Here is a 23,323-nt window from a genome sequence, read left to right on the forward strand (position 1 = left end):
TTTATTTCACTGTGCGGGCAAAACTGTCCACACCGTTCTGTTTAAGGGTTTGTTGCGCTTTCTGAGCCGCTTCTTTATTCATCCGGCCGCTTTGGACGCGATAAACGGACTTGCCGCCGGCTGCCGCCTCAACAATATTGGACGATACGCCCATCATCGCCAATTTGGCGCGGTGTGCTTCAGCGCTTTCACGGTTACCGAACGAACCCATTTGCAGCACGATACGGCCACCTTCTTCGGAAGACTGTGCTTGGCGTTCTTTTTTACGTTCGGCTTCTTTTTGGGCGGCTTCGGCGCGGGCTTCCTCACGGGCTTTTTCAATACTGCCGCTGTTTAAAATCTGCTCGGGTGTCGGTTTGGCCGCTTTCTTAGGCTCTTGTTTATCCTCATCGGCCTTTTTCTCGGCCGGTTTGGTTTCAGCTTTAGGTTTGGCTTTTTGAACCGGTTTTTCAACGGGTTTGGTTTCCGGTTTCGGCGGCACGGGTATTACTTCAGGAGGCGTTTCTTCGGTCTTTTCTACCGTTTCGGAAGCCTGTTGTTCCCGAATAAAACCGCCCAATACATCGGAAGCAGGCGTGCTGGCGGCACCGGAAGCCTGCTGAGGTGTCGACGCGGCAGGTTCGCTGCCTTTAGGCGTTAAAATTTCAGGCTTAGGCAGCTCTTTCGGGGCTTCCTCTTTAAAAGCTTTCTGATTGCTTTTATTTAAGAAAAATAACACGCCTGCAATCACAGCGGTTGCCAACAGCAAGCCAAGGATAAAACCCGAAAGGCCTTTACCGTATTGTTTTTTTGCGTTCATAAAATACCTTGTCTTTTTTATTCCGAGATGCCGTCTGAAAACACTTTCACCACCCGAATTTTCAGGCTGCTTATTTTAACAACATCTTGTGTTATTGGGCAAAAGCCCTTACAAAGCCCGACGAAAACTTACTGCCCGCAACACATGCGAGCGGTTTACCGTTTCATCATTGCCCAAATCCGCCAACGTACGCGCCACCCGTAAAATACGGTGGAAACTGCGGGCCGACAGCGATAGCTTTTCCAGCAATTCTCCCAACACTTGTTGGGCCTCTTTACTGACCATTGCAATAGTATCCAGTTCCGTAACACTCAGGGCGGCATTCACTTTACCCTGTCTCGAATACTGTTTTTCTCTTGCCGCTTCAACGCGTTTTAAGACTTCCGCACTGCTTTCGCCGGCCTCTTGCCGCGTCAGTTCGGCGGCGGAAAGGCCGGGTACTTCGATGGTTAAATCGATACGGTCGAGCAGCGGGCCGGAGATTTTGCTGCGGTAGCGGGCTATGCTTTCGGGCGTGCAGCGGCACGGCTTGACCGGATGGCCGAGATAACCGCACGGACACGGATTCATTGCTGCGACCAATTGGAACTTGGCAGGATAAACCGCTTTGTGTGATGCGCGGGAAATGTGAATTTCCCCACTCTCCAAAGGTTCGCGCAACACCTCTAAAACCTTGCGGTCAAACTCGGGAAGTTCATCTAAAAATAAAATTCCGTTGTGGGCCAACGAGATTTCTCCGGGCCCCGAATTTCCGCCGACTATGGCCACTTGGCTGGAAGTATGATGGGGGGTTTGATAAGGTTTCTTGTAGTCCAGTTCCTGCCTATGATTAGGCAGCAACGAGCGCAACGACCACACCTCAATCAATTCCTCGTCGGTCAGCGGCGGCAAAATACCGGGCAAACGTTGGGCGAGCATCGATTTTCCCGTGCCCGGCGGCCCCATCATCAGCAGGCTGTGCCCGCCCGCGGCGGCAATTTCCAAAGCCAACCGCGCCGTATGCTGGCCTTTAACGTCTTTCAAATCGGGGAAATTGATGTTTTCAGACGACCTGATATGCGCATCATAAACGGTTTGCGCCAATGGTTCGACCGCATTCAGATGGGCGGCAACTTGACCCAGACTGTCGGCACCGTAAACGGTGATGCCGCTCATTACTGCGGTTTGTTCGGCGTTTTCAGACGGCAGCACGAATGCCCTGCCCGCTTGCATGGCCTGCCAAGCCATTGCCAATGCGCCGCGCACGGAGCGCAAGGTGCCGGACAAAGCCAGCTCGCCGGCGAATTCATATTGCGGCAGTTTGTCGCCGGCGATCTGCCCCGATGCGGCCAAGATACCGATGGCGATGGGCAAATCAAAACGCCCCGACTCTTTGGGCAAGTCTGCGGGCGCGAGGTTGACGGTGATTTTTTTGGCGGGGAAATCGAATCCGCTCTGAATGATGGCCGCACGCACGCGGTCGCGGCTTTCTTTGACTTCGGTATCGGGCAGGCCGACGATATTGAAGGCGGGCAAACCGTTGGCAAGATGGGCTTCCACCTCGACCAACGGCGCATTCATGCCGTTTAACGCACGGCTGTAAACAACGGCTAAAGACATCTGTTTCAGACGGCCTTATTCGGTTTGTTCCGGCACTTCGGCGGTTTCTACCTGCTGGAGCGGCTGTTCGCCTTCGAGTTTGGCAAGGCGCGCTTCCAGCTCTGCCAATTTGGTGCGGGTTTTAATCAGCACTTGTTGTTGGATATCGAATTCTTCGCGGGTAACCAAATCCATGCGGTTGAATGCGCTGCCCAGCATGGCTTTCACGTTTTTTTCCACGTCTTTGGCGGGGCTGTTGGCGATGGTCTCGCTCAGTTTGGCAGACACTTCTTCAAATAGTTTTTTACCGATCATTTTGGTCTTCCTTCTTTTTAGGATGGGGTCTGTGGCATTGTATAGCGAATCAGGCCGTCTGAAAACCGCTGCACGGTGCACTTTCAGACGGCTTCGGCATGTTTTTGGCATTACCGGTGTTATTCTGCGGTAAAGGCCGTCTGAAAAACCTCGTTGCCGATATGGATGTCGGCCAGATAATCATTGCGGTTTTGCGTGCACACCGGCAGGCGGATTTGGTTTGCCGCCCATGTGCCGTCTTCCTGACGGACGAGTTTGTAGCGGTTGAAACCCATATCCATGTTGCTCATCGAAAAGCTCACAAACACTTCCGGCACCGACGGCCCGACATCGCGCACCACGATATCGAACGGGGCTTTGGCGGAAACATTTTCACTGAACTTCACGGTCGCACCGTTTGGCAACCGGCAGCCCGTGCGTACATTACAAGCGGCTTCGCTTACCGGCGTGATATCGGGCTGCTGCCCTTGCCACCACAACAAAGAAACAACTTTCACGGCAGCAAACGCCAGCAGCACAACGGCAATCAAAATTTTCTGGTTTCGGGTTAATTTCGACATTTTCAGACGGCCTCAAAACAATCAAAAATCTAGTGATAACAACTCAATCAAAATAAAAAATCGGGCGTGCTGCCTTCAGGCCCATTCGGTTTCATCGTTAACCAATACCGTATGCGCCCCCAACGCCAACCAGCGGTTGCGGTATTTTCCCGCCGCGTCAGGTGCAGCGGATACCACCAAAGGCACGGAAACCCCGTCTTCCAACACCGAACAAACCGCTTCCGCCGCAGCCGGATTCTGCACCCGCCACACCACCACATCGGCATCTTGCACGTGCGGCCATTGTTCCGGCCGGGAAATCACCACCCAAACGCTGTCGGCTTCCGGCATTTTGCCGCGCTTCACCAACGCGGTTTCTTCAATCAAAACATTTCCATGCTGCCGCTCCGCCGACTCAAACGGCACCACACGGTATCCGCCCATTCCGTTTTCGCCATACAAGCCCGTTTTCAGACGGCCTTGAAGCTCCGTCGGCACCGCCAGCGCAGCCAGCAGCGGGCCGTTGGCAGGCAGCATCGGCGATACGTCGAAATCCCCCGCCCGCTGCCACGACCAAGCCTGCCCTTCGCGTGCTTGAATTTCTCCCGACCAATCCCCCGCTTCCACACGGAAAAAACGCAGATGCACCCGCGCGTGCTCGTAATCGTGAATCTTAGTCAGCCACGGCCGTGCTTGGCGGATTTGAATGCCCAACTCTTCCTCAAACTCGCGCTTTAACGCCTGCAACTCCGTTTCGCCCGCCTCAACCTTGCCGCCTGCGAATTCCCAATAGCCCGCATAAGGCTTACCTTCGGGGCGCGAACTGAGCAAATAGCGGCCCTGCTCGTTCAACACGACACCGGCCACCACACGAACCAATGGACGGGAAGAATCCATTATTTTATTTTCTCCAAACCACACTGAAATTTTTGCGAAAAACGGAATATACAGAAATGCCCGAAAGCCGTCATCCGCCTCATAGCCACCGCCACCGCTTAAATCGACGGCGCACACAATATATACTTAAACCGGTTATTGAAAAACCTATCCGGAATAACTTGTATTTTCATCGGCACAATGCTATTTTCAGCCTACTTTAATTCTGCATTCCGCTCAACCGCCGCCGACCGTCTATGCCTGCCCCGACCAATCCGCCATCCGCATCCCGTAACAAACGTAAACAAACCGGCCTATCCCGATTGGCCGTCTTGCCCGTGCTGCTTACCGCCTTAGCCCTGAACGGCTACGGCTACAACGGACGCGCTTTTGCCGCCGCGCCCGTTGCGGCAGCTTCGCAAAGCGAAGTTTTTTATCAAGGCAACCTATTGGAAAACGCCACCGCCCTGCAAGCCGCCGAAGACGCTTTGAAAAACCTGCCGCTGCTTCAAGGCAAAGCCGTTAATGTGTATGAAAGCGTAGACTTTTTCGACGGCGTGCGCCCGCGCATCGAAGTCGATATCCAAGACCCCAACCAACCCGAAAAAATCGACCACTACATTTACGAACGCGGCCGATGGACGCTTACCCAAACCATGCGTATCCCCGCCGCGGAACGCATCGCCCGCTACCAATACCTCACCCCGCTTGCCAAAGTCCACTTTGCCGATGTCGTGCCCGTTGCCCGCAACTGGTCGGCCAAAGCAAAATCCGTCGATGCCGTTATCACCGAACCTTATTACGTTTCTTTCGTATTGCTCGGCAAGCAAAAGAAACGCTTCTGGCACACCGCTACCATCGAAGCCGTGGGCGCGCAGTATTATTTGAGCTTTCATGAAGATGGGAAGGTCTGGGAATTTAAGAAGTTGTGAGGTATGGATAAATGAGGTCGTCAGAAAAATTGATTTCAGACGGCCTTTTAATTATGCTATATCTTAATCAATTAGATAATAATTAATATTTTAATTACAACTATTTATAACTAACTTTGACAAAGAAAAGGAGAACAAATGGCTTACATCTCTAGATTTAATTTTGGACGATTAATTGCTGACAGAGAAACGACGCTCAATAATGATGACCTAACAAGGGAGTGTAATAAAATTTACGCAAATAAAGATATTGATTGGTTCAGCGATTTAGAGAAAAAGAGATTATTTTTGTGCAAAATATTACTGACTGAACCAAATAATCCTCTATTTCAAAAAATAATATGTAATAAGTGGATAAAAATCCAAACTACAGATAACTTTAAAAAAGCCAAAAAACCAAGAGAACCCAGATTTCATCGGGATAAATACTGCGAGTGGCTTAATAAAGATTATGAAAATTATAACTTACCTGCTAATTTTTTAGAATTTTACAAAACAAAAGGTGTAGAGGAGTTTAGATTATGGTTTAAGACACCTATCATTGATCACAGAAATAATGAAATAAGGACACCTGAAGATTGGATTAATAATGGGGATAAGATGAAATTTCTCGCTCAAGTAGAAACAAAATGGAATAAAGTTAGCTGGTCTAATTTTGAGAAACAATTTCGTCCTAATAGTGGAAGAGAAAGTTTTGACAATTGGAATTTAAAAAAAATAGAAGAGAAAATAGATCAATTATTAACTAAATTTGATAGTTGGTATCTATCTTTAAGTGAAGAAGACCAAATTAGAATAAATAAAATAAAAAATAAAAATATCACAACAAAAGAAGATCTAGAAATCAAATTTAAAAAAGAATTTAGATTTTCAATGAAAGATCTTCTTCTGACTTACTATTATGCTACTGCTATAAATTCTAATATACCTATAGAAAATACAACTATTCTTGAAAAATTAGGATTTAAGCCTTGTAAAAAATGTTATCCCAACACAAAAAATATTGATATCACAGATATTACCAATTCGACGATAATAAAAAATTTTGAAGATGATTAAATTTAGGCTTAAAAAGCAAGAGGCCGTCTGAAATGTTCAGACGGCCTCTTGCTTTCGGCTTTTTAAAAACTATTTCAATCCGCTCAAATAAGTATCGCTGTCGTCAATCCCCAATTCAATCCACATCGGCAGGTGGTCGCTCATGCGGTAGGTGCGCCAGTCTTTGAAGCTGCGGCCGGGCTTGGTTTCGCGCTCTTGGGCGTAAGCGGCTTCGTCTTCCAAGCGGTAAACGTGTTCGAAGAAGTCGAATACGCCTGCGCGTCCGGTGGGCTTGAGTTTGGCAAGCTGTTTGTAGTAGGCGATTTGGTCGTAGTGGCGGTCTTTGGCGACGTTGGAGCCAGGGATGGTTTTGAGTTCTTCGGGAACGACGAATCCGGCTTCAGTAATCGCCTGCATGGTTACGTCGCTGCGGTTGAAGATGTTGAAGTCGCCGAGCATGATGAGGTTGTCGGGCTTCACTTCTGCGCCGGGTTGGTATTGCGGTGCGCCGGAAAGTTTGGCGGCGTGTTTGGCGATGGTGCGGCTGAATGATTTGATTTCGTCGAATCGGCGCGGATCGACGGCCACGCCTTTGCCGTAGTAGATGTGTACGGTGGCGAGGGTGAGGTAGACCCAGCCTGCTTTGAAGCCTGCCACATAGGGTGAACGGGCGAGTTGCAAGGGTTCTTGTTCGGCGTTTTTGTCTTTGGGCAGTACGAGTTCGGCGGCCAAGCCGGTGAAGCTGACTTTGCGGCGGTCATAGAGATAGGCCATGCGCTCGGAGTTGCCGGACGTGCCTAGGGTTACGTCGGTAACGAGAAACTGCCAGTTGTCGCCGAGCAGCCGTTGCAGGTGTTGCAGCGGGTAGAGGCCGTCGCGCACTTCTTGGATGGCAATAAGGTCGAAATGGTTGAGGATTTCGGCAATGTAGTAATAGGCTTCTTCGCTGCGGTAGCCGTATTTGCCGGAATCGAACTCGCGGATGTTCCATGTGGCAAGCAGCAGGGTGTCGGAAACGGTGCGGGTGGGAATCTGTTCGGCCAAGGCTCGGCGCAGGCGTTGCAGGCCTTCGATGGTGCGGTGGCGGGCGGAGGTGTCTTTGACTCTTTTGAGTCCGGCGTAGTAAGCCATGATTTCTCCTCGGGGCGGTTGTCGGGTGTTGGGTTTTCCTGCGTATATTTCAAATTTATCACTTTGTTTATGCAGACGAAAGTTGTTTGCAGACGGAAAAGGGCCGATTTTCAGAAGGCCTTGTTTTATATCAATCCCGAATTGGCCCGGCTATTTGTTTCGAATAGATAGTTTAATTTGTTTCGTGCGGTAAGATGGTATTGATGATATGATTTTTTGATTGCTTTTTCAGGTAGATTGCTTGTTTCGACAGGGAAAAACAGGCCGTCTGAAAAAAGTTAATATGAACACGAATCGGATTTTCAGCTTTATTTGCGACAAGAATGATTTTCAGACGGCCTCCAAGCTGAAGAGGCCGTCTGAAAAACCAAGATACCTATGAATAAACTCACCGACATCTTTTGGCAAAGTGCGCGTTTGGAATGGCACTATCTGAGCCGTGAACGCTGGGAGCTTTCGCTGCTGCTGTGGTTGCCGCTTGCCAGCGTATTGCTGGTGTGGTGGATGTTTGCCCACGCGGCCATCACCGATCTGCCGGTCGGCGTGCTGGATAAAGACCACAGCGCCTTATCGCGCCAAGTGGTGCGTTATCTCGACGGCGCACCGGCTTTGAAAGTGGCGCAGACTTACACCGACGAACGCGCTGCGCAACAGGGTTTGGACAGAATCGACGTATACGGCGTGGTGGTGATTCCCGACGGTTTTTCCCGACAGCTCAAGCAAGGCGGGGCTTCGCCGTTGATTTTGCAGCTCAACGGGCAGTTCGGTTCGTTTTCCGGCGTATTGGTGCGCGACGTGCAGGCCGTGGCGGGCACGCTCTCGGCGGGGGTAGAAATGAAAGCCCTCAACAAACGCGGCGCTTCGCCGCAACAGGCGGAAAATACGTTCAGCCCGATACGCACGAGCACTTCCGCGCTGTTCAATATTTCCACCGACTACCAGCAATTTCTGGCCGCCACGCTGATTCCGGGGCTGCTGCACATTTTGGCCATGACCGCCGGTGCGGTGGCTTTCGGACGGGAAATCCGCGATAAAAGCCTGCACGATTGGCTGACGGCGGCAGGCTGCCGTCTGAAAGACGGCCATATCCGCTTTGGCGATGCCATGTCCGCTTTGTGCGGCAAGCTGCTGTGGCCGACATTGGCCTTTACCGTATGGAGCGGCATGCTGTTGTGGCTGCTGGCGCAAACGCATGATGTCGGCGGGTTGTCGTGGCTGGCCGCATTTTTAGGGCTGTGTTTGATGATGCTGGTGTCGTTGTGGCTGGGCGTGATCGCCACCGCTTTGCCGATGTCGCTGCGTATGGGGCTGTCTACCACCGGCTTCATTACCGCGCCTGCTTTCGCCTTTTCGGGCATTGCGTTTCCGCGTATCGCCATGCCCCAATGGGCACGGAATTGGTCGGACATATTGCCGCTCACGCATTATCTGGAATTACAGCAAGGGTTGCTGGAAATGGGCATACCGTGGCAATGGTCGGCCGCGCCGCTGTTGTGGTCGGCATTGGCCGCAGTTCTGCTGTTGTCGGTTGCAACCAAATTGTCGCAACGCGCCTACCGTCTGCCCGAACGTTGGGGCGCACGATAGTTTTTCAGACGGCCTCTTCAGCTTGGAGGCCGTCTGAAAACACGATGGCCAATAAACTTTGTTTCTGCTGTGCCTTGTTGTCTCGTATCAAAAAACAAACTGCAAAACTTTCCCGAACCATGAAACAGAAAATCTTCACCGCCGCATTTATCGACACCGTCCGCAGCATTTTTTCTGACAAAGGCGTGCTGCTGATGTTGGCAATCGCACCTGTGCTTTACGGCTTTTTCTATCCGTGGCCGTACAGCACGCAGGCGGCGCGGCGGATTCCGGCGGCAATCGTCGATTACGACAAAAGCACTTTGTCGCAGCGCATCATCCGTATGGCAGAAGCCAGCCCGCGTTTGGACGTTCGGGTGATGCCCGGCGAGAACGATGCGAAAACAGCCTTGTGGAAAGGGGAAATCGGCGGCTATATGGTGCTGCCCGCCGGTTTGAAAAACGATGTGATGATGCAGCGTCCCGCACGGGCGGGGGTGTTGGCCAACGGCAGTTATCTCTTAGTCAGCAAAGAAGTGCAAACCGGTTTTGCCGAAGTGGTCGGCACGGTTTCGGCAGGCATTCAAATCAAACGCCTGCAAGCGGGCGGCATGACTTCGGAACAAGCCTTTGCCGCGCAAAATCCGATACCGTTTGCGATGCAGGTGCAATACAACCCGACTCAAGGCTACGGCAATTATGTCGTGCCGGGCGTGGCGGTGCTGATTGTGCAGCAGCTTTTGATGATGGGTTCGGCGCTGTTGGTGGGCACATGGCGCGAACAGAAACGGCAATACGCCACCATGCAGGCGTGGGCGGGCAGAATTGCCGCGCTTTCGGTGATGGGCTGGCTGATGTCGCTGTTTTACTTCGGCTGGGTGTTTTATATCCAAGACTACGGGCGCGGACAGAATATCGGCGGCATGTTGACGTTCACACTGCTGTTCGCGCCTACGGTTGCCACGCTCGGCTGTTTGTTCGGGCTGTGGTTTCAGAAACGCGAGCGTTCTTTGCAACTGTTGATGTTCACGTCGATTCCGATGTTTTTTCTCAGCGGCTATGCTTGGCCTGCCGAATTGCTGCCGCTGCCGTTACAGTGGTTGCGCTGGCTGATTCCGAGCACGGCGGGCATTCAGGCTTCGGTGCGCTTCAACCAAATCGGCACGCCGTTTGCCGATGCTGCGTATCTGCTGCTGGTGTTGTCGGCATTGCTGGCGGGTTATTTGTCCATATTGCTGTGGTATGTGAAAACACACCGCTCCCCTGCTCCGCACCCTTGAAACGCCCGAACAATTTACACGCACAAAAAGGCCGTCTGAAAAATTTCAGACGGCCTTGTCTTTTTTAAAACAATAAAAATCTGAAACGATAATCGGCAAAAATCATCGGAAAACTTATGAAAAGGAAATAAAATCATTAAGTTGCATCGTTTTCCGCATTATTGGGGTTTTATATCGCAATAAAGTTAATAAGAGAAATTTATTGCTTTTGTGCTAGAATTCAAGAATTTTATTTCACACACCTTACACACCTTCGAGATTTTTATGACAACAACCAAACAAGTGAGCCAGAAAACCGGCATCGGCATGTTTTTTATTCTTTTGCTGGCATATATTACTTTTGCCGCAAGCTGGGTAGGCGGGTCGACCTTAAGCCCGCAAATTCTGGACACCTATTTCGACGGCCACGTTTCTTCCGTTATAGGCCAAGTCATCAACTACACCATCACCATCGCCAGAATTTTCGCGAATTTTTTGGCGGCTTACTTTCTGATTAAGCTGGGCGTGAAAAAAGCAGTAACGCTGGCACTGGGGCTGCTGTGCTTCGCCTTGATTGCAATTTGGCTGCCGAATTATTGGCTCTATACCGTTGCGCGGATGATTATGGCATTGGGCGGTTCGATGATTATGGTGTATATGAACCCGATTGTCGCCCGCTTCGTCAGCCAGCACTATAAACTGACGTATAGCGCACTGATTACCGCGTCTTACAACATCGGTGCTTTCATTATCGCCATTCTGTTTACCCTTTGGTCCGACGAGCTGCACGCCGATTGGCGCGTAACCTTGTCCGCCATCGCATTGCTGACCGTTATATTCTTCACTTTATGGTTGGTTAAAGCCGAAAACTTCGACACCGCAGGCCATTCCGACGGTTCGGGAAAACAATACGGCTACAAACAGGCTCTGGCCGATCCGTTTATCTGGAAAATTTCTTTGGGCTTCGGCGGTTATCTGTTTTTGTATGTGATGTCTTTAACCAGCCTTCCCGCGATATTCCCCAAGCATGTCGACACCATCAATAAAAGCATGATGCTGCTTGCGGTGAGCGGAGGCGGCATCCTCGGCACGCTGATTATGATGCGTGTGAAACTGGAGCGTGCGCGCCGCCCCGTGCTGTTGCTGGCGGGAGTCGGCATGATCGGCGCAATGGCGGCGGCCTTCGTAACGGCGCAGGCCATGCCTGCCGCCGCTTATGCGCTGATGTTCGTTTCGGGCTGCATCATGTTTATGCAATACCCCGTTTTCCTCAACCTGCCGCATGAATTGCCCGATATGTCGCCGCAACGGATTACCATCATGTTCGGCCTGATTTGGGCATTGGCTTACAGCCTCTATACAATCCTGAATTTCTTATGGAGCCTGATACTCGACCACACCGGCTGGACGACATCGCTGGTATTCTATTTCTCCTGCTCCTGCCTGTATCTGCTGGCCGTGTATCTGCTGCCCGAAACTTACCGCAAACCGGCAAACTGATTCGGCCGCAATCCCGCCCGGCCGGCTCCAACCGTTACCGGCTGCAAAAACAATCAGGCCGTCTGAAACATTATTTTCAGACGGCCTGAAATGTAACAGCCGCTATCAGTATTTACCTTCTTCGGCCTGCAAACCTTGCACGATTTCCACACCCGAGCTTGTGCCCAACCGCGTTGCACCCGCTTCGATGTATTTTTGCGCATCGGCCAAATTTTTTATGCCGCCGCTGGCTTTGACTTGGGCTTGGCCGCCAACCGCTTTTTTCATCAGACCCACATCGTCCGGCGTTGCTCCACCTGTACCGAAACCGGTAGAAGTTTTCACAAAATCGGCACCGGCATTGACGGTAAGCTCGCACGCTTTGGTTTTTTCCCCGTCGCTTAAATAACAAGTTTCAATGATCACTTTCAACACATTGTTGCCGATGGCCCGTTTGATTTCGCGGATTTCCTGCTCCACCAAGTCATAGTCTCCGCTTTTTAACGCCCCGATATTGATCACCATATCGATTTCCGAGGCACCGTCTTTCACAGCCTGCGTCGCCTCAAAAACCTTGACCTCTTTCGCCATTGCCCCCAAGGGAAAACCGACCACCGCCGCCACTTTAACCCCGCTGCCGGCCACTTGGCTTGCGGCGAACGCCACATTGGCACCGTTCACACATACCGAAAAAAAACCGTGCGCTTTGGCTTCGTCGCACAACTTCCGAATGTCTTCCTGACGGGCAACGGCTTTAAGCAGCGTGTGATCTATGTATCGGGCCACTTCCATTTTCTCATCCTCATTTCGTTAACATATTTATAACGATACGCCCTATCGCAAGCAGACTCAACCGTTTTCCCGAAGACAACTCCAAAGGCCGTCTGAAAACATCTTTTCAGACGGCCTCCAAAGCCTGTTGCTGACACCGCACCAATTCGGCAATTCCTTTTTGTCCCAACGCAATCAGCGCGCCCAGCTCTTCGACGCTGAACGGCGCACCTTCCGCCGTGCCCTGTATTTCGATGATTTTGCCCGAAGCGGTCATAACGATATTCACATCACTGTCGCAACCCGAATCCTCGGGGTAATCCAAATCCAGCAACGGCACGCCGCCGACCACGCCCACCGACACGGCAGCCACCGCTTCGCGGATAGGGTTTTGCATCAGCATACCGGCCTCCAAAAGTTTGTTAACCGCCATCTGCAAGGCCACAAACGCACCGGTAATCGAAGCCGTGCGCGTGCCGCCGTCGGCCTGAATCACATCGCAATCAATCAAAATCTGACGCTCGCCCAGTTTTTCCAATTCGACCACCGCCCTCAGCGAACGGCCGATTAAACGTTGGATTTCCTGCGTGCGGCCGCTTTGTTTGCCCGCAGCGGCCTCGCGACGCATACGGGAAGCAGTGGAAGCGGGCAGCATGCCGTATTCCGCCGTTACCCAGCCCTGATCTTTGCCGCGCAGAAACGGCGGCAGGTTTTCATCGATCGAAGCCGTGCAGATAACTTTGGTATTGCCGAATTCAATCAGGCACGAACCGTCGGCATGCGGCAAAAAATTCGGCGTGATTTTAATATTGCGCAAAGCATCGGCGGGGCGCGAAGTGCGGGTGTAGGCGGTCATAAAAATTCCTCCGATATCAAACCGGCGGATTATAACACGCCGGTTTGTGGTATATTTTTAAAGATTTCACTCGATATTTTTTAAAACGGAGTAAAACACCATGACTATCCACAGCATGACCGGCTTTGCCAATGCCGCAGGCGAATGCGGCGGCAAACGCATCAATCTGGAAATCCGCGCCGTCAACCACCGCTATCTCGACGTACAGTTCCGCATGCCCGACGATTTACGTTATCTGGAAAGCACCTTGCGCGAAACCATCGCCGCCCAAGCAGCCCGCGGCAAACTCGAATGCCGCATCCAAGTTCAAGACATCGGCCAAAGTGCGCAAGGGCTGGACGTAAATCAGGAATTGGTCGGCCGGCTCGCCAAACTCAACGAACAATGGCGCAAAGAATACAAAGAACTGGGCAAACTCACCGTGGCCGACATTCTCAAATTCCCCGGCGTGTTGGTCAGCCAGAACGAAGATGAAGAAGCATTCGCCGAAACAGTGAAAAGCCTCTTGAAACAGGCATTAACCGACTTTACCGCCGCCCGCGAACGCGAAGGTGAAAAACTGGAACAACACCTGCTGGTGCGTTTGGAAGTGATGGAAAAAATCGTCGACAACCTCAACACGCTCTTCCCTGCCCTGCTCGAAGCACACATGGAAAAAATCCGCACCCGCCTGCAAGAAGCCGTTGCCAACATTGAAAACGACCGCTTGCAGCAAGAATTCGCCCTATTTATGCAGAAAGCCGACGTAGACGAAGAATTCAGCCGCCTGCGCACCCACATCGGCGAAGTGCGCCGCATCGTTACCACCGCCAAAGGCAGCGTCGGCAAACGCTTAGATTTTCTGATGCAGGAACTCAACCGCGAAGCCAACACACTCGGCAGCAAATCCATCGCCTCTGAATGCACGCAGGCTTCGGTCGAATTGAAAGTGCTTATCGAGCAAATGCGCGAACAAGTGCAAAACATCGAATAACATTCCGCCAAACCCGCAAAAAAGCTGTGGTTATTTTTCAGACGGCCTTTAGGTATAATTCAGGCCGTCTGAAAACATTAGAAACATCGGAACCCCAATGGCCGCCTCACCCGAAGCCAAATATACGGAAGAAACCGTATTATGGATCAAACACCACACACCCAAATTAATCACATTCGCCATCTCCCGCCCCGAAGCCTACCGTTTTTCGGCCGGCCAATTTTCACGTTTAGGCTTCCGTGACGGCGAAGGCTTTATCTGGCGCGCCTATTCCGTCGTTTCCGCCGAATATGCCGACACCCTCGAATATTTCGCCGTATTGATCGAAGGCGGCCCCATGTCGGCCAAGTTCGCCGCCATGAAAGCAGGCGACGCCATCCTGCTTGACAAAAACGCCACCGGCTTTCTGCTGCCCGAACGCTTTCCCGACGGCAAAGATTTAGTAATGCTCTGCACAGGCTCCGGCATCGCACCGTTTTTATCCATTTTGGAACAACCCGAAATCTGGCAGCGTTTCGACCACCTCGCCCTTGCCCATTCGGTATCTTATGCCGATGAATTGATTTTCAACAACCGCATCGCCGCCCTTGCCGAGCATCCGCTGATTGAAGAACATTTCCACAAGTTGGTTTTTGTACCCGTTGTAACCCGCGAAACCACCAAAGGCGCACTCGGCAAACGCCTGCCCGAACTGTTAAAAAACGGCGAACTGGCCGCCGCATTCGATATGCAGTTCACCCCTGCCGACACCCGCTTCATGATCTGCGGCAACCCCGCTATGGTAAAAGACACCTTCCAAGCCCTGCTCGACATGGGTTTTACTATGCACCGCAACCGCATTCCGGGGCAAATCATGATGGAAAACGGGTTTTAACGGGCTTTGATAAACCGCTTGATGCTTATTGAAGAGGCCGTCTGAAGACATTTTCAGACGGCCTTAATATTACAAGTGTTATCTCAAGCAATTTGTATAACAGTTGCCCTGTGTAAACAGTAACGATACAATTGCCGTAAACAATAGCGATACAACCATGATTATTTCCTTTCAACACAAAGGGCTGGAACGGTTTTACAAAACAGGCAGCAAGTCGGGCATACAAGCTACTCATGCCGCCAAACTTGCCCGTATCCTCGCCCGATTGAATGCGGCAAGCGTGCCGTCTGATATGAATATTCCCGGCTGGAATCTGCACCCGCTTTCCGGCGATTTGAAAAATCATTGGAGTGTGAAAGTAAACGGAAATTGGCGCGTTACTTTCAAGCTGGACAACGGCCATGCCGAAATCGTGGATTATCAGGATTACCATTAGGAGCAAGATTATGTTGATGCACAATCCCCCCCATCCTGCGGAGGTTATCCGTGAAGACATCCTGCCCGAATTGGGCTTGAGCGTAACCGAAGCTGCCAAGCAACTGGGCGTTTCCCGCGTTACCTTATCGCGCCTGCTAAACGGCAAGGCAGGCATCAGCGCAGATATGGCCATCCGCCTGCATAAATGGCTGGGAGATGACAGCCCCAGCCCTGAAAGCTGGCTGCACCAACAGGCCAACTATGACTTATGGCAGGCCATGCAGAAAAACATACCCGAGGTTACTCCCGCTTATACAGCTTCACCTGCTTGATAATGGGAAATATGGGCTTTGGCAATTTTTAAGTTGAAATCAAACAAGAGGCCGTCTGAAAGCGTTTTCAGACGGCCTCTATGGCAAACATTACAACTGTTATTAATCTACATTTTCCGGTGGAGCAATACCGACATCCATAAGCCGTTTACGAGCAATTTTAAGCTGCTCAGGCGTAAAAAGCTGATTCCACGGTGATTGTAAAACCAAATACTCCACGCTTAATTTAAGAGCTTCTTTTCCTCCGCACATAAATAATTCTGTAAATCCATCGCTCGGCTTGGTAGAAGCCAAAAGCTTGTCAGCAGCCGCTTTTCCACCTTGCTCCAAAACCATTTGCTTAAATCGTGTTGCTCGATAAGGTTTTTTCAAATCCAAAGCTTTATCATAAATGGCCAGCATCGCTGCATGAAATTTTTCTTCAAGTTGATTTTGCATTACCAGTCTCCTTTGTCATTGTTAAAAATAACTAAGGCCGTCTGAAAGCATTTTCAAACATTTTCAGACGGCCTCTTAACCCATATAAACCAATCAATTCTTCATCGACTGCACCGGAGCGGGAATGCGTCCGCCGCGGTTCACGAACACTTCGCACGAACCTTCTTTCACGGGCATGATCGGTGCGTATCCGAGCAGGCCGCCGAATTCTACGCTGTCGCCCACGTCTTTGCCCGGCACGGGGATAATGCGCACGGCGGTGGTTTTGCTGTTGATCATGCCGATGGCGGCTTCGTCGGCGATGATGCCGGAAATGGTTGCGGCGGAAGTGCTGCCCGGCACGGCCACCATATCCAAGCCTACGGAGCAGACGGCGGTCATGGCTTCGAGTTTGTCCAAAGTCAGCACGCCCGATTCGGCGGCGGCAATCATGCCTTCGTCTTCGGAAACGGGGATAAATGCGCCGCTCAAGCCACCTACTGCGCTTGAGGCCATCATGCCGCCTTTTTTCACGGCATCGTTCAGCAAGGCTAAGGCAGCGGTGGTGCCATGGGTGCCGCACACGCTCAAGCCCATTTCTTCGAGAATGCGGGCAACCGAATCGCCGACGGCGGGCGTGGGTGCCAGCGATAAATCGAGAATGCCGAACGGAATGCCGAGCATTTTACTGGCTTCGTGTCCGATCAATTCGCCGACGCGGGTGATTTTGAAAGCGGTTTTTTTCACTACTTCGGCCACTTCGGTCAACGTTCCGGCATGGGAATTTTCCAAAGCGGCTTTCACTACGCCGGGGCCTGATACGCCGACGTTGATGATCGCATCGGCTTCGCCTGCGCCGTGAAACGCACCGGCCATAAAGGGGTTGTCTTCAACGGCATTGCAAAAAACGACGATTTTGGCGCAGCCGAAACCTTCGGGTGTGATTTCGGCGGTTTCTTTAATGATTTCGCCCGCCAGTTTTACCGCGTCCATATTGATGCCCGCGCGTGTGCTGCCGATATTGATAGAACTGCACACGATATCGGTGGTTTTCATGGCTTCGGGAATGGAGCGGATCAGCACTTCGTCCGACGGCGACATGCCTTTTTGCACCAATGCGGAAAAGCCGCCGATAAACGATACGCCGATGTCTTTGGCTGCTTTATCCAGCGTTTGGGCGATGCTTACATACGAATCGGCGTGGGTGGCCGCGGCGATTTGGGCAATCGGGGTAACGGAAATGCGCTGGTTCACAATCGGCACGCCGTATTTGGCGGAAAGGTATTGCGCGGTCTTCACCAAATCTTTGCCGATGCGGGTGATTTTGTTGTAGATGTTTTGGTTGAGGATGTTGATGTCGGCACTGATGCAGTCGTGCAGGTCGATGCCGATGGTGATGGTGCGCACGTCGAAATTCTGGTCGGCCACCATGCGCACGGTTTCTAATATTTCGCTGGATTGAATGCTGGTCGTCATGGTTTCAATCCTTTAAATGCGGTGCATGGCGTTGAAAATTTCTTCGTTTTGCATACGGATGTCGAGCGCGAGTTTTTTGCTCTCTTCTGCAAACAGATCCAGCATTTCCTGACGCGTTTTCGGGCATCTTGCCGTGTCCACCAAAATAATCATGGTAAAAAAATCGTCCATCAGTTGTTGGCTGATGTTGAGGATGTTGATTTGGTTTTCGGCGAGGATTTTAGACACGTCGTACACAATGCCGACGCGGTCTTTGCCGATTACGGTAATCACTGAATTGCTCATGTTGCGTTTCCTTGTTTCGAGTTGAGTTTGCAATCGGGTTTCAGACGGCCTGCGTATGGAAGAGGCCGTCTGAAAATAAATATAGATAAAGGCGTTATTTCTCCGCTACCGCAAAAGCCAGCACCTTGTCTTCTTCATCGCTCATGCTCAGATGCACGCGCTTGATGCCTTTTTCTTTCAGCCATTTTTGCAGTTCGGGTTCGCAATGGAATTCGGGTTTGCCCAATGCGTCATGACCGATACCGATGTTGCGCAGGCTGACGGGCGAACGGATACCGGTGCCGACGGCTTTGGCAAAGGCTTCTTTGGCGGCAAAACGTTTCGCCAAGAAATTCACGGGGCGACCGGCTTGCGGATATTCGAGCAGTTCGATACGGCTGAGCAGGCGTTCGGCAAAGGCTTGTCCGTATTTTTTATGCAGCTTTTCGATGCGGCTCAGGGCAACGATGTCGGTACCGATTCCGTAAATCATGGTGTTTCCTTTGAATGGTTATTTCAGACGGCCTGAATCAGTCTCAATTAATTAATAAGGCAGCGAGCGTGCTCTGAACATCACTTCCTTCATCTGGCGGATGGCTTCGGGCAGGCCGATAAAAATTGCCTGAGCCATCAGCGAATGGCCGATGTTCAGTTCGTGAATGGCCAGAATTTTGGCAATCGGGCTGACGTTGTGGATAGTCAGGCCGTGGCCTGCGTTCACCACCAAACCCAAATCGCTGCCGAAATTCGCGCCTTCTTCAATCCGCAGCAATTGCGCCTGACGCTCTTGCGGCGTTTCGGCATCGGCATACGCACCGGTGTGCAGTTCGATTACCGGCGCACCGACATCGCGTGCCGCCTGAATCTGGGCTTCATCGGCATCAATAAACAGGGAAACGCGGATGCCGGCATCGGTGAGGGTTTTGGTGAACTCGGCGATTTTGTCTTGCTGCGCCAGCACGTCCAAGCCGCCTTCGGTAGTTACCTCTTCGCGCTTTTCGGGCACGATACACACGTCTTCAGGCATCACCTGCAAAGCGTTTTCCAGCATTTCTTCCGTTAAGGCCATTTCCAGATTCATGCGCGTGCGGATGGCCTGTTTGATGGCGAACACGTCAGCATCTTTGATATGGCGGCGGTCTTCGCGCAAATGCAGGGTAATCAAGTCTGCGCCGTGGGTTTCGGCAATCAGCGCGGCTTCAAGCGGGCTGGGGTAAATGGTGCCGCGTGCATTGCGCAGGGTGGCAACGTGGTCGATGTTTACGCCTAACAACATGGGAAATCCTTTCGTGTTTTGTCTTTTCAGACGGCCTTTCTGTTGCGGTTTCATCTTCAGGCCGTCTGAAATTGCTGCATCTGCTGCAATACCTGCCGCGATTTGATGCCCTCCGGCAGACGGAAGTCCAACAGCATGCGGGTAAGCCGCAGTGCCTGCTGCATGCTTTCGCCGTTTTCAAACTCGCCGTTACGAAGCTGGATCAGGCTGCTGCCGTCCACCGCAATCCCTTCCGCCTCAGCCGGCAGCAAACCGTTTGCCTGCTCGAGTGGCAGCGGTGCGTGTTCGGGGCGCAGCCAGTAGCGGCGTTCCGCAGTAACTGCTTCGCCGTGTTCGTCTTGGTGCAAATCAGGGGCGAAACCGAGTTCGGTTAGCAACGTCCATTCAAAGCGGCGCAAGGCGGCAACATGGTTGGCTTCGTTGGCAATCGTCTGCATCACGGTATGCAGTGCATCGTAAAGGGCGGGATGCGGATCTTCGCGGGCAGTGAGTTTATACACCAGTTCGTTCACATACAAACCGCTAAACAGCGCCCTGCCCTGCGGCTGCCGCCAACCGCCCAGCCATTCGGCACGGTGCAGGGTTTTCAATTCCTGCGAACCATACCACGAGGCACTCATCGGCACAAACGGCACCAGCACGCCGCGCAATTCGCTCTGCCGTTTGCGCGCGCTGCGTGCCAGCAAAGCCACGCGCCCGTAGCGGCGACTGAACACTTCCAGCCACAAACTGCTCTCGCGCCACGGCTTGGCGGTAAGCAGAAAAGCGGGTTCGTGATTGATGCGGTGGGTTTGGGCAGCCATGTTCAAAATATAAAATAAAACGTGCGTTATTATAGCCGAATCAATGCAGCATGACTTTGCGGAACCGGCGGTTAATCTATATAAAGAGGCCGTCTGAAATCTGTTTTCAGACGGCCTCTTGAAGCCTGCGGTAAAGACGGTGTTTAGTTATATTCAAAATGATAAACAAAGGCCGTCTGAAAAACTTTGAACCGCCGTAAGGCTACTTTTTCTTTTTCGGCAGGATAAAGCGCATTTTCAAACCGTTCGGCTTCACGTTTTCGGCAATGATTTTACCGCCGTGCTGCTCGACAATGTGTTTGGTTAGTGCCAACCCCAAACCCGTACCCGGTTTTTGCGCGCTGCTGTCGGCACGGTAAAACGCAGTAAAAATATGCGGCAACTGCATTTCATCCACGCCCGGGCCGTTATCGACTACGTCAATCAGCCAGTTTTTAGCGTCCTGATACAGCCTTAACTTAATATCGCTTCCTTCCGGGCTGTACGCCATTGCATTGCGAACCACGTTATCGAATGCACGGTAGAGGTAGCTCTCGTTGGCCAGCAACTGTGCCGTATCGGGTACTTTTTCAATCGACAGCGTAACTTTCTGATTGTTTTGCAAGGCTACACTTTGGCTGTCTTCCACCAACTGGGTTAAGAAAGAAACCAAAGCAAGATTTTCTTTTTCCAGCGGCACGTTGGAAGTTTCCAGACGCGAAAGGGTTAACAGCTCGCCCACCAACGTATCCATACGGGTAAGCTCGCTTTCCAAGCGTTTCAAATATTGCTCCTGCTTTTGCGGCTGGGCCTGAATCAATCCGACAATCGCCTGCATCCGTGCCAACGGGGAACGCATTTCGTGGGAAACGTGATGCAGCAGATGGCGTTCTTTGGCAACCAGCTTCTGAAGCTGCTGCGCCATTTTGTCGAACTGCACGGCCAGTTGCGAAAGCTCATCGTCGCGATCGTCCATCTGCTGTGAAATACGGGTTTCCAAATCGCCCACCGCCAATCGGTTCATACCGAAGCCGAGAATGCGGATAGGTTTGGTAATGTTATTGGTTAGGATGTAAGCCAACAGCAAACCGACCAGAATAATGAAAGAGAGAATGATAAATTCATGCCAAATCGGAGCCAGTTGCAAACCGGGAATAAACAGCGGGCTGGGCAGGCGCTGTATCTGTTGGTTGTCCCAACCGCGGATGAAAAACAGATATTCTTCCCCCCAACGGTCGTACTCGACATGGGCCAAATCGGAGCTGGGATGCTCGAAGGCATAACGGCGCGCACCTTCTATCATTTTGCCGTCAACCGGCCGGTTTAAAATATCCAAACTGTCGTCGCCGGTAACCACAAACACATTTTGCGAAACCGGATTTTCTTTCCACTCGCTCAAAATCTCACGTGCACCCTGTTCTCCGCGCACTTTGAACGCGGAAATCATGCTGCTCATCAGCGTGGTTTCGATGGTACGCTGCTGCTGGAACTGGTTTTCGGCAATGGTGTTCTGCACCAGCCAAAAAGAAAAACTCGCCACGAATATGGCGCAGATAATCACTGCGCAAAACGTGGCGAATATGCGTTGGAACAGTTTCATTGATTTTCTGTTTCCGGTTAGTTTTTAACAAACAAATAGCCTAAGCCCCGAACCGTTTGAATCAACGAAGCATTGCCCAATTTATGGCGGATGCTGGAAATATGCACATCGATGCTGCGGTCAAACTTGGCCAACTTGCGATCAAGTGCTTCGATCGACAAAGTTTCCTTGCTCACAACCTGACCGGCATGACGCATCAACACTTCCAAAAGGTTGAATTCGGTGCTGGTCAACTCCAACGGTATGTCTTTAATCGTTGCCTGACGTTTGGACGGATAAAGCACCACTTCGCTCACGGCAATGCTGTTCGGGCTGCTGCTTTGCTCGCCCGTTTGCTGTGCACGGCGCAAAATGGCATTGATACGCGCCAGCAATTCGCGGGGCGTACAAGGTTTCGGCACATAGTCGTCCGCACCCATTTCCAAACCGATGATACGGTCGATGTCATCGCCTTTGGCGGTAAGCATAATAACCGGTACGGTGCTTTGGCTGCGCACGTTTTTCAAAACATCCAAGCCGTTCATTTTCGGCATCATCGAATCCAGCACGACTACATCATACTGGCCGGAAAGAATTTCCTGCACGCCGGCTTCGCCGTCGGGCACGCTGTGTACGTTCAGACCTTCTGCCGTAAGATATTCGGTAAGCAGTTCGGTCAATAAAGCATCGTCATCTACCAATAATACGCGACTCATGGCCTGTCCTTTTTTGGTGGTTTGAATATTGCGCCTTTCGGCGGTGTAATATTTGGCATCTTAACATGCAAAACAGCTTTGTTGATAGCGTGTATTTCTATGCTTTTGCGCTTTTTTGCAATGAGGCCGACGGCCTTTACATTTCAGACGGCCTTCGTGTGATTTGAACCGAACCGCCGCCGGCAAATAGGTTTGAAAACCCCGATGCATGCCGTTTACTTCAAACAGAGTTTGATATGCAAGGCCGCGGCGGATATGCTATCTTCGCTTTCTGCTTTTCATCAAACAACCGTATAAAAAACCGAAACAGCAGCAAACCTACCGGCCCTAACGCAACCTTTTCCATAATAAGATAAAGAGGCCGTCTGAAACCTCAATCTACAGAAAGGAACAATATGAAAGTCGCCGTTGTCGACTACGGCATGGGCAATCTGCATTCCGTACTCAAATCCGTACAGGCCGCGCGCAATCTGGCCGACATTTCTGCCGAAATCATGCTGACCGACCGCCCCGAAGATGTGTTTGCCGCCGACAAAATCATCTTTCCCGGCCAAGGAGCCATGCCCGACTGCATGGGCGCATTACAAAAAAGCGGTTTGGGCGAGGCGGTTTCAGACGGCCTCAAAAACAAACCTTTCTTCGGCATCTGCGTAGGCGCGCAATTGTTGTTTGACCACAGCGAAGAAGGTAACACCGCCGGTCTGGGCTGGTTTGCAGGCGAAGTAAAACGCTTCCCGAACAATTTGCACGACGCACACGGCGACAAGCTGAAAGTGCCGCACATGGGCTGGAATACCGTGCATCAAACCCAAGCACACCCGCTGTTTCACGATATCGCCCAAGACACCCGTTTCTATTTCGTCCACAGCTACTATTTCGCCCCTGCCGATTCAGGCATTGTGCTCGCCGCCAGCGACTATCCTGACCCGTTTGCCTGCATCGTCGGCAAAGACAACGTATTCGCCACCCAATTCCATACCGAAAAAAGCCACGACGGCGGACTTCTGCTCTTACGTAATTTTTTACGCTGGAACGGATAAGTTGTGTAAAATGTAGAGTATTCTTTTTTCAGACGGCC

Annotated in this window: 26 protein-coding genes; 10 read left to right on the forward strand and 16 right to left on the reverse strand. The window is 51.5% G+C overall.

Annotation, left to right across the window (positions count from 1 at the left end; translation table 11 throughout):
* Window position 1: 1 nt before the first annotated feature.
* The 5 genes from Q0X97_RS09505 to Q0X97_RS09525 form a co-directional block, all read right to left on the reverse strand.
* Complete coding sequence (locus tag Q0X97_RS09505) at window positions 2-799, reverse strand: SPOR domain-containing protein (protein ID WP_302066628.1); 798 nt, start codon at window positions 797-799, stop codon at window positions 2-4.
* 108 nt (window positions 800-907) lie between these two features.
* A complete protein-coding gene (locus Q0X97_RS09510; RefSeq protein WP_302066627.1) occupies window positions 908-2,398 on the reverse strand; it encodes a YifB family Mg chelatase-like AAA ATPase in 1,491 nt (496 codons plus the stop codon).
* Between the two features lie 15 nt (window positions 2,399-2,413).
* A complete protein-coding gene (locus Q0X97_RS09515; RefSeq protein WP_302066626.1) occupies window positions 2,414-2,692 on the reverse strand; it encodes an accessory factor UbiK family protein in 279 nt (92 codons plus the stop codon).
* A gap of 119 nt (window positions 2,693-2,811) precedes the next feature.
* Window positions 2,812-3,252, reverse strand: coding sequence for a hypothetical protein (locus Q0X97_RS09520; RefSeq protein ID WP_302066625.1), 441 nt, complete (start codon window positions 3,250-3,252; stop codon window positions 2,812-2,814).
* A gap of 75 nt (window positions 3,253-3,327) precedes the next feature.
* Window positions 3,328-4,131: an NUDIX domain-containing protein gene (locus Q0X97_RS09525; protein ID WP_302066709.1), complete on the reverse strand. Its 804-nt coding sequence runs from the start codon at window positions 4,129-4,131 to the stop codon at window positions 3,328-3,330.
* 233 nt (window positions 4,132-4,364) lie between these two features.
* Between Q0X97_RS09525 and Q0X97_RS09530 the strand changes: the two genes are divergently transcribed.
* Together Q0X97_RS09530 and Q0X97_RS09535 are read left to right on the forward strand one after the other, a co-directional pair.
* A complete protein-coding gene (locus Q0X97_RS09530) occupies window positions 4,365-5,039 on the forward strand; it encodes a hypothetical protein (RefSeq protein WP_302066624.1) in 675 nt (224 codons plus the stop codon).
* Between the two features lie 138 nt (window positions 5,040-5,177).
* Window positions 5,178-6,098: a hypothetical protein gene (locus Q0X97_RS09535; protein ID WP_302066623.1), complete on the forward strand. Its 921-nt coding sequence runs from the start codon at window positions 5,178-5,180 to the stop codon at window positions 6,096-6,098.
* A 69-nt stretch (window positions 6,099-6,167) separates the two neighbouring features.
* Here Q0X97_RS09535 and Q0X97_RS09540 read toward each other — a convergent pair whose 3' ends face one another.
* Window positions 6,168-7,208 (reverse strand): endonuclease/exonuclease/phosphatase family protein, encoded by a 1,041-nt coding sequence (locus tag Q0X97_RS09540; protein ID WP_302066622.1) that lies wholly within the window; start codon window positions 7,206-7,208, stop codon window positions 6,168-6,170.
* Between the two features lie 378 nt (window positions 7,209-7,586).
* Between Q0X97_RS09540 and Q0X97_RS09545 the strand changes: the two genes are divergently transcribed.
* The 3 genes from Q0X97_RS09545 to Q0X97_RS09555 all read left to right on the forward strand — a co-directional run bounded on the left by Q0X97_RS09545 (window position 7,587) and on the right by Q0X97_RS09555 (window position 11,533).
* Window positions 7,587-8,795, forward strand: a complete 1,209-nt coding sequence (locus tag Q0X97_RS09545; protein WP_302066621.1) for an ABC transporter permease — start codon at window positions 7,587-7,589, stop codon at window positions 8,793-8,795.
* Window positions 8,681-10,054 (forward strand): ABC transporter permease, encoded by a 1,374-nt coding sequence (locus Q0X97_RS09550; protein WP_302066708.1) that lies wholly within the window; start codon window positions 8,681-8,683, stop codon window positions 10,052-10,054. Before Q0X97_RS09545 ends, Q0X97_RS09550 begins: the two co-directional genes overlap by 115 nt.
* Before the next feature lie 264 nt (window positions 10,055-10,318).
* Entirely contained in the window at window positions 10,319-11,533 is a 1,215-nt protein-coding gene (locus Q0X97_RS09555; RefSeq protein WP_302066620.1) for an MFS transporter, read from the forward strand.
* A 105-nt stretch (window positions 11,534-11,638) separates the two neighbouring features.
* Here the strand turns inward: Q0X97_RS09555 and deoC are convergent, their stop codons facing one another.
* On the reverse strand, window positions 11,639-12,304 hold the full coding sequence (deoC, locus tag Q0X97_RS09560) for a deoxyribose-phosphate aldolase (protein WP_302066619.1): 666 nt from the start codon (window positions 12,302-12,304) through the stop codon (window positions 11,639-11,641).
* A 106-nt stretch (window positions 12,305-12,410) separates the two neighbouring features.
* On the reverse strand, window positions 12,411-13,139 hold the full coding sequence (gene rph, locus Q0X97_RS09565) for a ribonuclease PH (protein ID WP_302066618.1): 729 nt from the start codon (window positions 13,137-13,139) through the stop codon (window positions 12,411-12,413).
* Window positions 13,140-13,239: 100 nt separating this feature from the next.
* Here rph and Q0X97_RS09570 point away from each other — a divergent pair, with 100 nt between their 5' ends.
* The 4 genes from Q0X97_RS09570 (at window position 13,240) to Q0X97_RS09585 (ending at window position 15,735) form a co-directional block, all read left to right on the forward strand.
* Window positions 13,240-14,112, forward strand: coding sequence for a YicC/YloC family endoribonuclease (locus tag Q0X97_RS09570; RefSeq protein WP_302066617.1), 873 nt, complete (start codon window positions 13,240-13,242; stop codon window positions 14,110-14,112).
* Window positions 14,113-14,209: 97 nt separating this feature from the next.
* Window positions 14,210-14,986, forward strand: coding sequence for a ferredoxin--NADP reductase (locus Q0X97_RS09575; RefSeq protein ID WP_302066616.1), 777 nt, complete (start codon window positions 14,210-14,212; stop codon window positions 14,984-14,986).
* A gap of 157 nt (window positions 14,987-15,143) precedes the next feature.
* Window positions 15,144-15,422: a type II toxin-antitoxin system RelE/ParE family toxin gene (locus Q0X97_RS09580; protein ID WP_302066615.1), complete on the forward strand. Its 279-nt coding sequence runs from the start codon at window positions 15,144-15,146 to the stop codon at window positions 15,420-15,422.
* A 10-nt stretch (window positions 15,423-15,432) separates the two neighbouring features.
* A complete protein-coding gene (locus Q0X97_RS09585) occupies window positions 15,433-15,735 on the forward strand; it encodes a HigA family addiction module antitoxin (RefSeq protein WP_367881747.1) in 303 nt (100 codons plus the stop codon).
* Window positions 15,736-15,837: 102 nt separating this feature from the next.
* Here Q0X97_RS09585 and Q0X97_RS09590 read toward each other — a convergent pair whose 3' ends face one another.
* The 8 genes from Q0X97_RS09590 to Q0X97_RS09625 form a co-directional block, all read right to left on the reverse strand.
* The gene (locus Q0X97_RS09590) at window positions 15,838-16,179 is read right to left on the reverse strand and encodes a hypothetical protein (protein WP_367881750.1); all 342 of its coding nucleotides are present in this window, start codon (window positions 16,177-16,179) and stop codon (window positions 15,838-15,840) included.
* An 87-nt stretch (window positions 16,180-16,266) separates the two neighbouring features.
* Window positions 16,267-17,628, reverse strand: coding sequence for a PFL family protein (locus Q0X97_RS09595; protein ID WP_302066613.1), 1,362 nt, complete (start codon window positions 17,626-17,628; stop codon window positions 16,267-16,269).
* Window positions 17,629-17,640: 12 nt separating this feature from the next.
* The gene (locus tag Q0X97_RS09600; protein WP_302066612.1) at window positions 17,641-17,913 is read right to left on the reverse strand and encodes an ACT domain-containing protein; all 273 of its coding nucleotides are present in this window, start codon (window positions 17,911-17,913) and stop codon (window positions 17,641-17,643) included.
* Window positions 17,914-18,007: 94 nt separating this feature from the next.
* Window positions 18,008-18,385: a holo-ACP synthase gene (acpS, locus tag Q0X97_RS09605; RefSeq protein WP_085362504.1), complete on the reverse strand. Its 378-nt coding sequence runs from the start codon at window positions 18,383-18,385 to the stop codon at window positions 18,008-18,010.
* 51 nt (window positions 18,386-18,436) lie between these two features.
* Window positions 18,437-19,168 carry a pyridoxine 5'-phosphate synthase gene (gene pdxJ, locus Q0X97_RS09610; protein ID WP_115133313.1) on the reverse strand — a complete coding sequence of 244 codons (732 nt, stop codon included), beginning with the start codon at window positions 19,166-19,168 and terminating at the stop codon, window positions 18,437-18,439.
* Window positions 19,169-19,224: 56 nt separating this feature from the next.
* A complete protein-coding gene (gene recO, locus Q0X97_RS09615) occupies window positions 19,225-19,971 on the reverse strand; it encodes a DNA repair protein RecO (protein WP_302066611.1) in 747 nt (248 codons plus the stop codon).
* Between the two features lie 202 nt (window positions 19,972-20,173).
* Complete coding sequence (locus tag Q0X97_RS09620; protein ID WP_085390271.1) at window positions 20,174-21,550, reverse strand: HAMP domain-containing sensor histidine kinase; 1,377 nt, start codon at window positions 21,548-21,550, stop codon at window positions 20,174-20,176.
* Window positions 21,551-21,567: 17 nt separating this feature from the next.
* Window positions 21,568-22,245 (reverse strand): response regulator transcription factor, encoded by a 678-nt coding sequence (locus Q0X97_RS09625; protein WP_302066610.1) that lies wholly within the window; start codon window positions 22,243-22,245, stop codon window positions 21,568-21,570.
* A gap of 395 nt (window positions 22,246-22,640) precedes the next feature.
* On the opposite strand from Q0X97_RS09625, the gene hisH reads away from it, so the two are divergent.
* The gene (gene hisH, locus Q0X97_RS09630; protein WP_302066609.1) at window positions 22,641-23,285 is read left to right on the forward strand and encodes an imidazole glycerol phosphate synthase subunit HisH; all 645 of its coding nucleotides are present in this window, start codon (window positions 22,641-22,643) and stop codon (window positions 23,283-23,285) included.
* Window positions 23,286-23,323: the final 38 nt, after the last annotated feature.

This window comes from Neisseria sp. MVDL19-042950, assembly GCF_030504625.1.
In the GTDB taxonomy this organism is placed as follows: domain Bacteria; phylum Pseudomonadota; class Gammaproteobacteria; order Burkholderiales; family Neisseriaceae; genus Neisseria.

Bases quoted from the DNA above. Each gene is read 5' to 3' on its own strand.
- pdxJ (WP_115133313.1), bottom strand. From the start codon at position 19,168: ATGTTGTTAGGCGTAAACATCGACCACGTTGCCACCCTGCGCAATGCA.
- Q0X97_RS09515 (WP_302066626.1), bottom strand. From the start codon at position 2,692: ATGATCGGTAAAAAACTATTTGAAGAAGTGTCTGCCAAACTGAGCGAG.
- Q0X97_RS09600 (WP_302066612.1), bottom strand. From the start codon at position 17,913: ATGAGCAATTCAGTGATTACCGTAATCGGCAAAGACCGCGTCGGCATT.
- Q0X97_RS09585 (WP_367881747.1), top strand. From the start codon at position 15,433: ATGTTGATGCACAATCCCCCCCATCCTGCGGAGGTTATCCGTGAAGAC.
- rph (WP_302066618.1), bottom strand. From the start codon at position 13,139: ATGACCGCCTACACCCGCACTTCGCGCCCCGCCGATGCTTTGCGCAAT.
- Q0X97_RS09540 (WP_302066622.1), bottom strand. From the start codon at position 7,208: ATGGCTTACTACGCCGGACTCAAAAGAGTCAAAGACACCTCCGCCCGC.
- Q0X97_RS09510 (WP_302066627.1), bottom strand. From the start codon at position 2,398: ATGTCTTTAGCCGTTGTTTACAGCCGTGCGTTAAACGGCATGAATGCG.
- acpS (WP_085362504.1), bottom strand. From the start codon at position 18,385: ATGATTTACGGAATCGGTACCGACATCGTTGCCCTGAGCCGCATCGAA.
- deoC (WP_302066619.1), bottom strand. From the start codon at position 12,304: ATGGAAGTGGCCCGATACATAGATCACACGCTGCTTAAAGCCGTTGCC.
- Q0X97_RS09580 (WP_302066615.1), top strand. From the start codon at position 15,144: ATGATTATTTCCTTTCAACACAAAGGGCTGGAACGGTTTTACAAAACA.
- Q0X97_RS09625 (WP_302066610.1), bottom strand. From the start codon at position 22,245: ATGAGTCGCGTATTATTGGTAGATGACGATGCTTTATTGACCGAACTG.
- Q0X97_RS09530 (WP_302066624.1), top strand. From the start codon at position 4,365: ATGCCTGCCCCGACCAATCCGCCATCCGCATCCCGTAACAAACGTAAA.
- Q0X97_RS09620 (WP_085390271.1), bottom strand. From the start codon at position 21,550: ATGAAACTGTTCCAACGCATATTCGCCACGTTTTGCGCAGTGATTATC.
- Q0X97_RS09505 (WP_302066628.1), bottom strand. From the start codon at position 799: ATGAACGCAAAAAAACAATACGGTAAAGGCCTTTCGGGTTTTATCCTT.
- Q0X97_RS09535 (WP_302066623.1), top strand. From the start codon at position 5,178: ATGGCTTACATCTCTAGATTTAATTTTGGACGATTAATTGCTGACAGA.
- hisH (WP_302066609.1), top strand. From the start codon at position 22,641: ATGAAAGTCGCCGTTGTCGACTACGGCATGGGCAATCTGCATTCCGTA.
- Q0X97_RS09555 (WP_302066620.1), top strand. From the start codon at position 10,319: ATGACAACAACCAAACAAGTGAGCCAGAAAACCGGCATCGGCATGTTT.
- Q0X97_RS09570 (WP_302066617.1), top strand. From the start codon at position 13,240: ATGACTATCCACAGCATGACCGGCTTTGCCAATGCCGCAGGCGAATGC.
- Q0X97_RS09595 (WP_302066613.1), bottom strand. From the start codon at position 17,628: ATGACGACCAGCATTCAATCCAGCGAAATATTAGAAACCGTGCGCATG.
- Q0X97_RS09520 (WP_302066625.1), bottom strand. From the start codon at position 3,252: ATGTCGAAATTAACCCGAAACCAGAAAATTTTGATTGCCGTTGTGCTG.
- Q0X97_RS09545 (WP_302066621.1), top strand. From the start codon at position 7,587: ATGAATAAACTCACCGACATCTTTTGGCAAAGTGCGCGTTTGGAATGG.
- Q0X97_RS09550 (WP_302066708.1), top strand. From the start codon at position 8,681: ATGGTCGGCCGCGCCGCTGTTGTGGTCGGCATTGGCCGCAGTTCTGCT.
- recO (WP_302066611.1), bottom strand. From the start codon at position 19,971: ATGGCTGCCCAAACCCACCGCATCAATCACGAACCCGCTTTTCTGCTT.
- Q0X97_RS09575 (WP_302066616.1), top strand. From the start codon at position 14,210: ATGGCCGCCTCACCCGAAGCCAAATATACGGAAGAAACCGTATTATGG.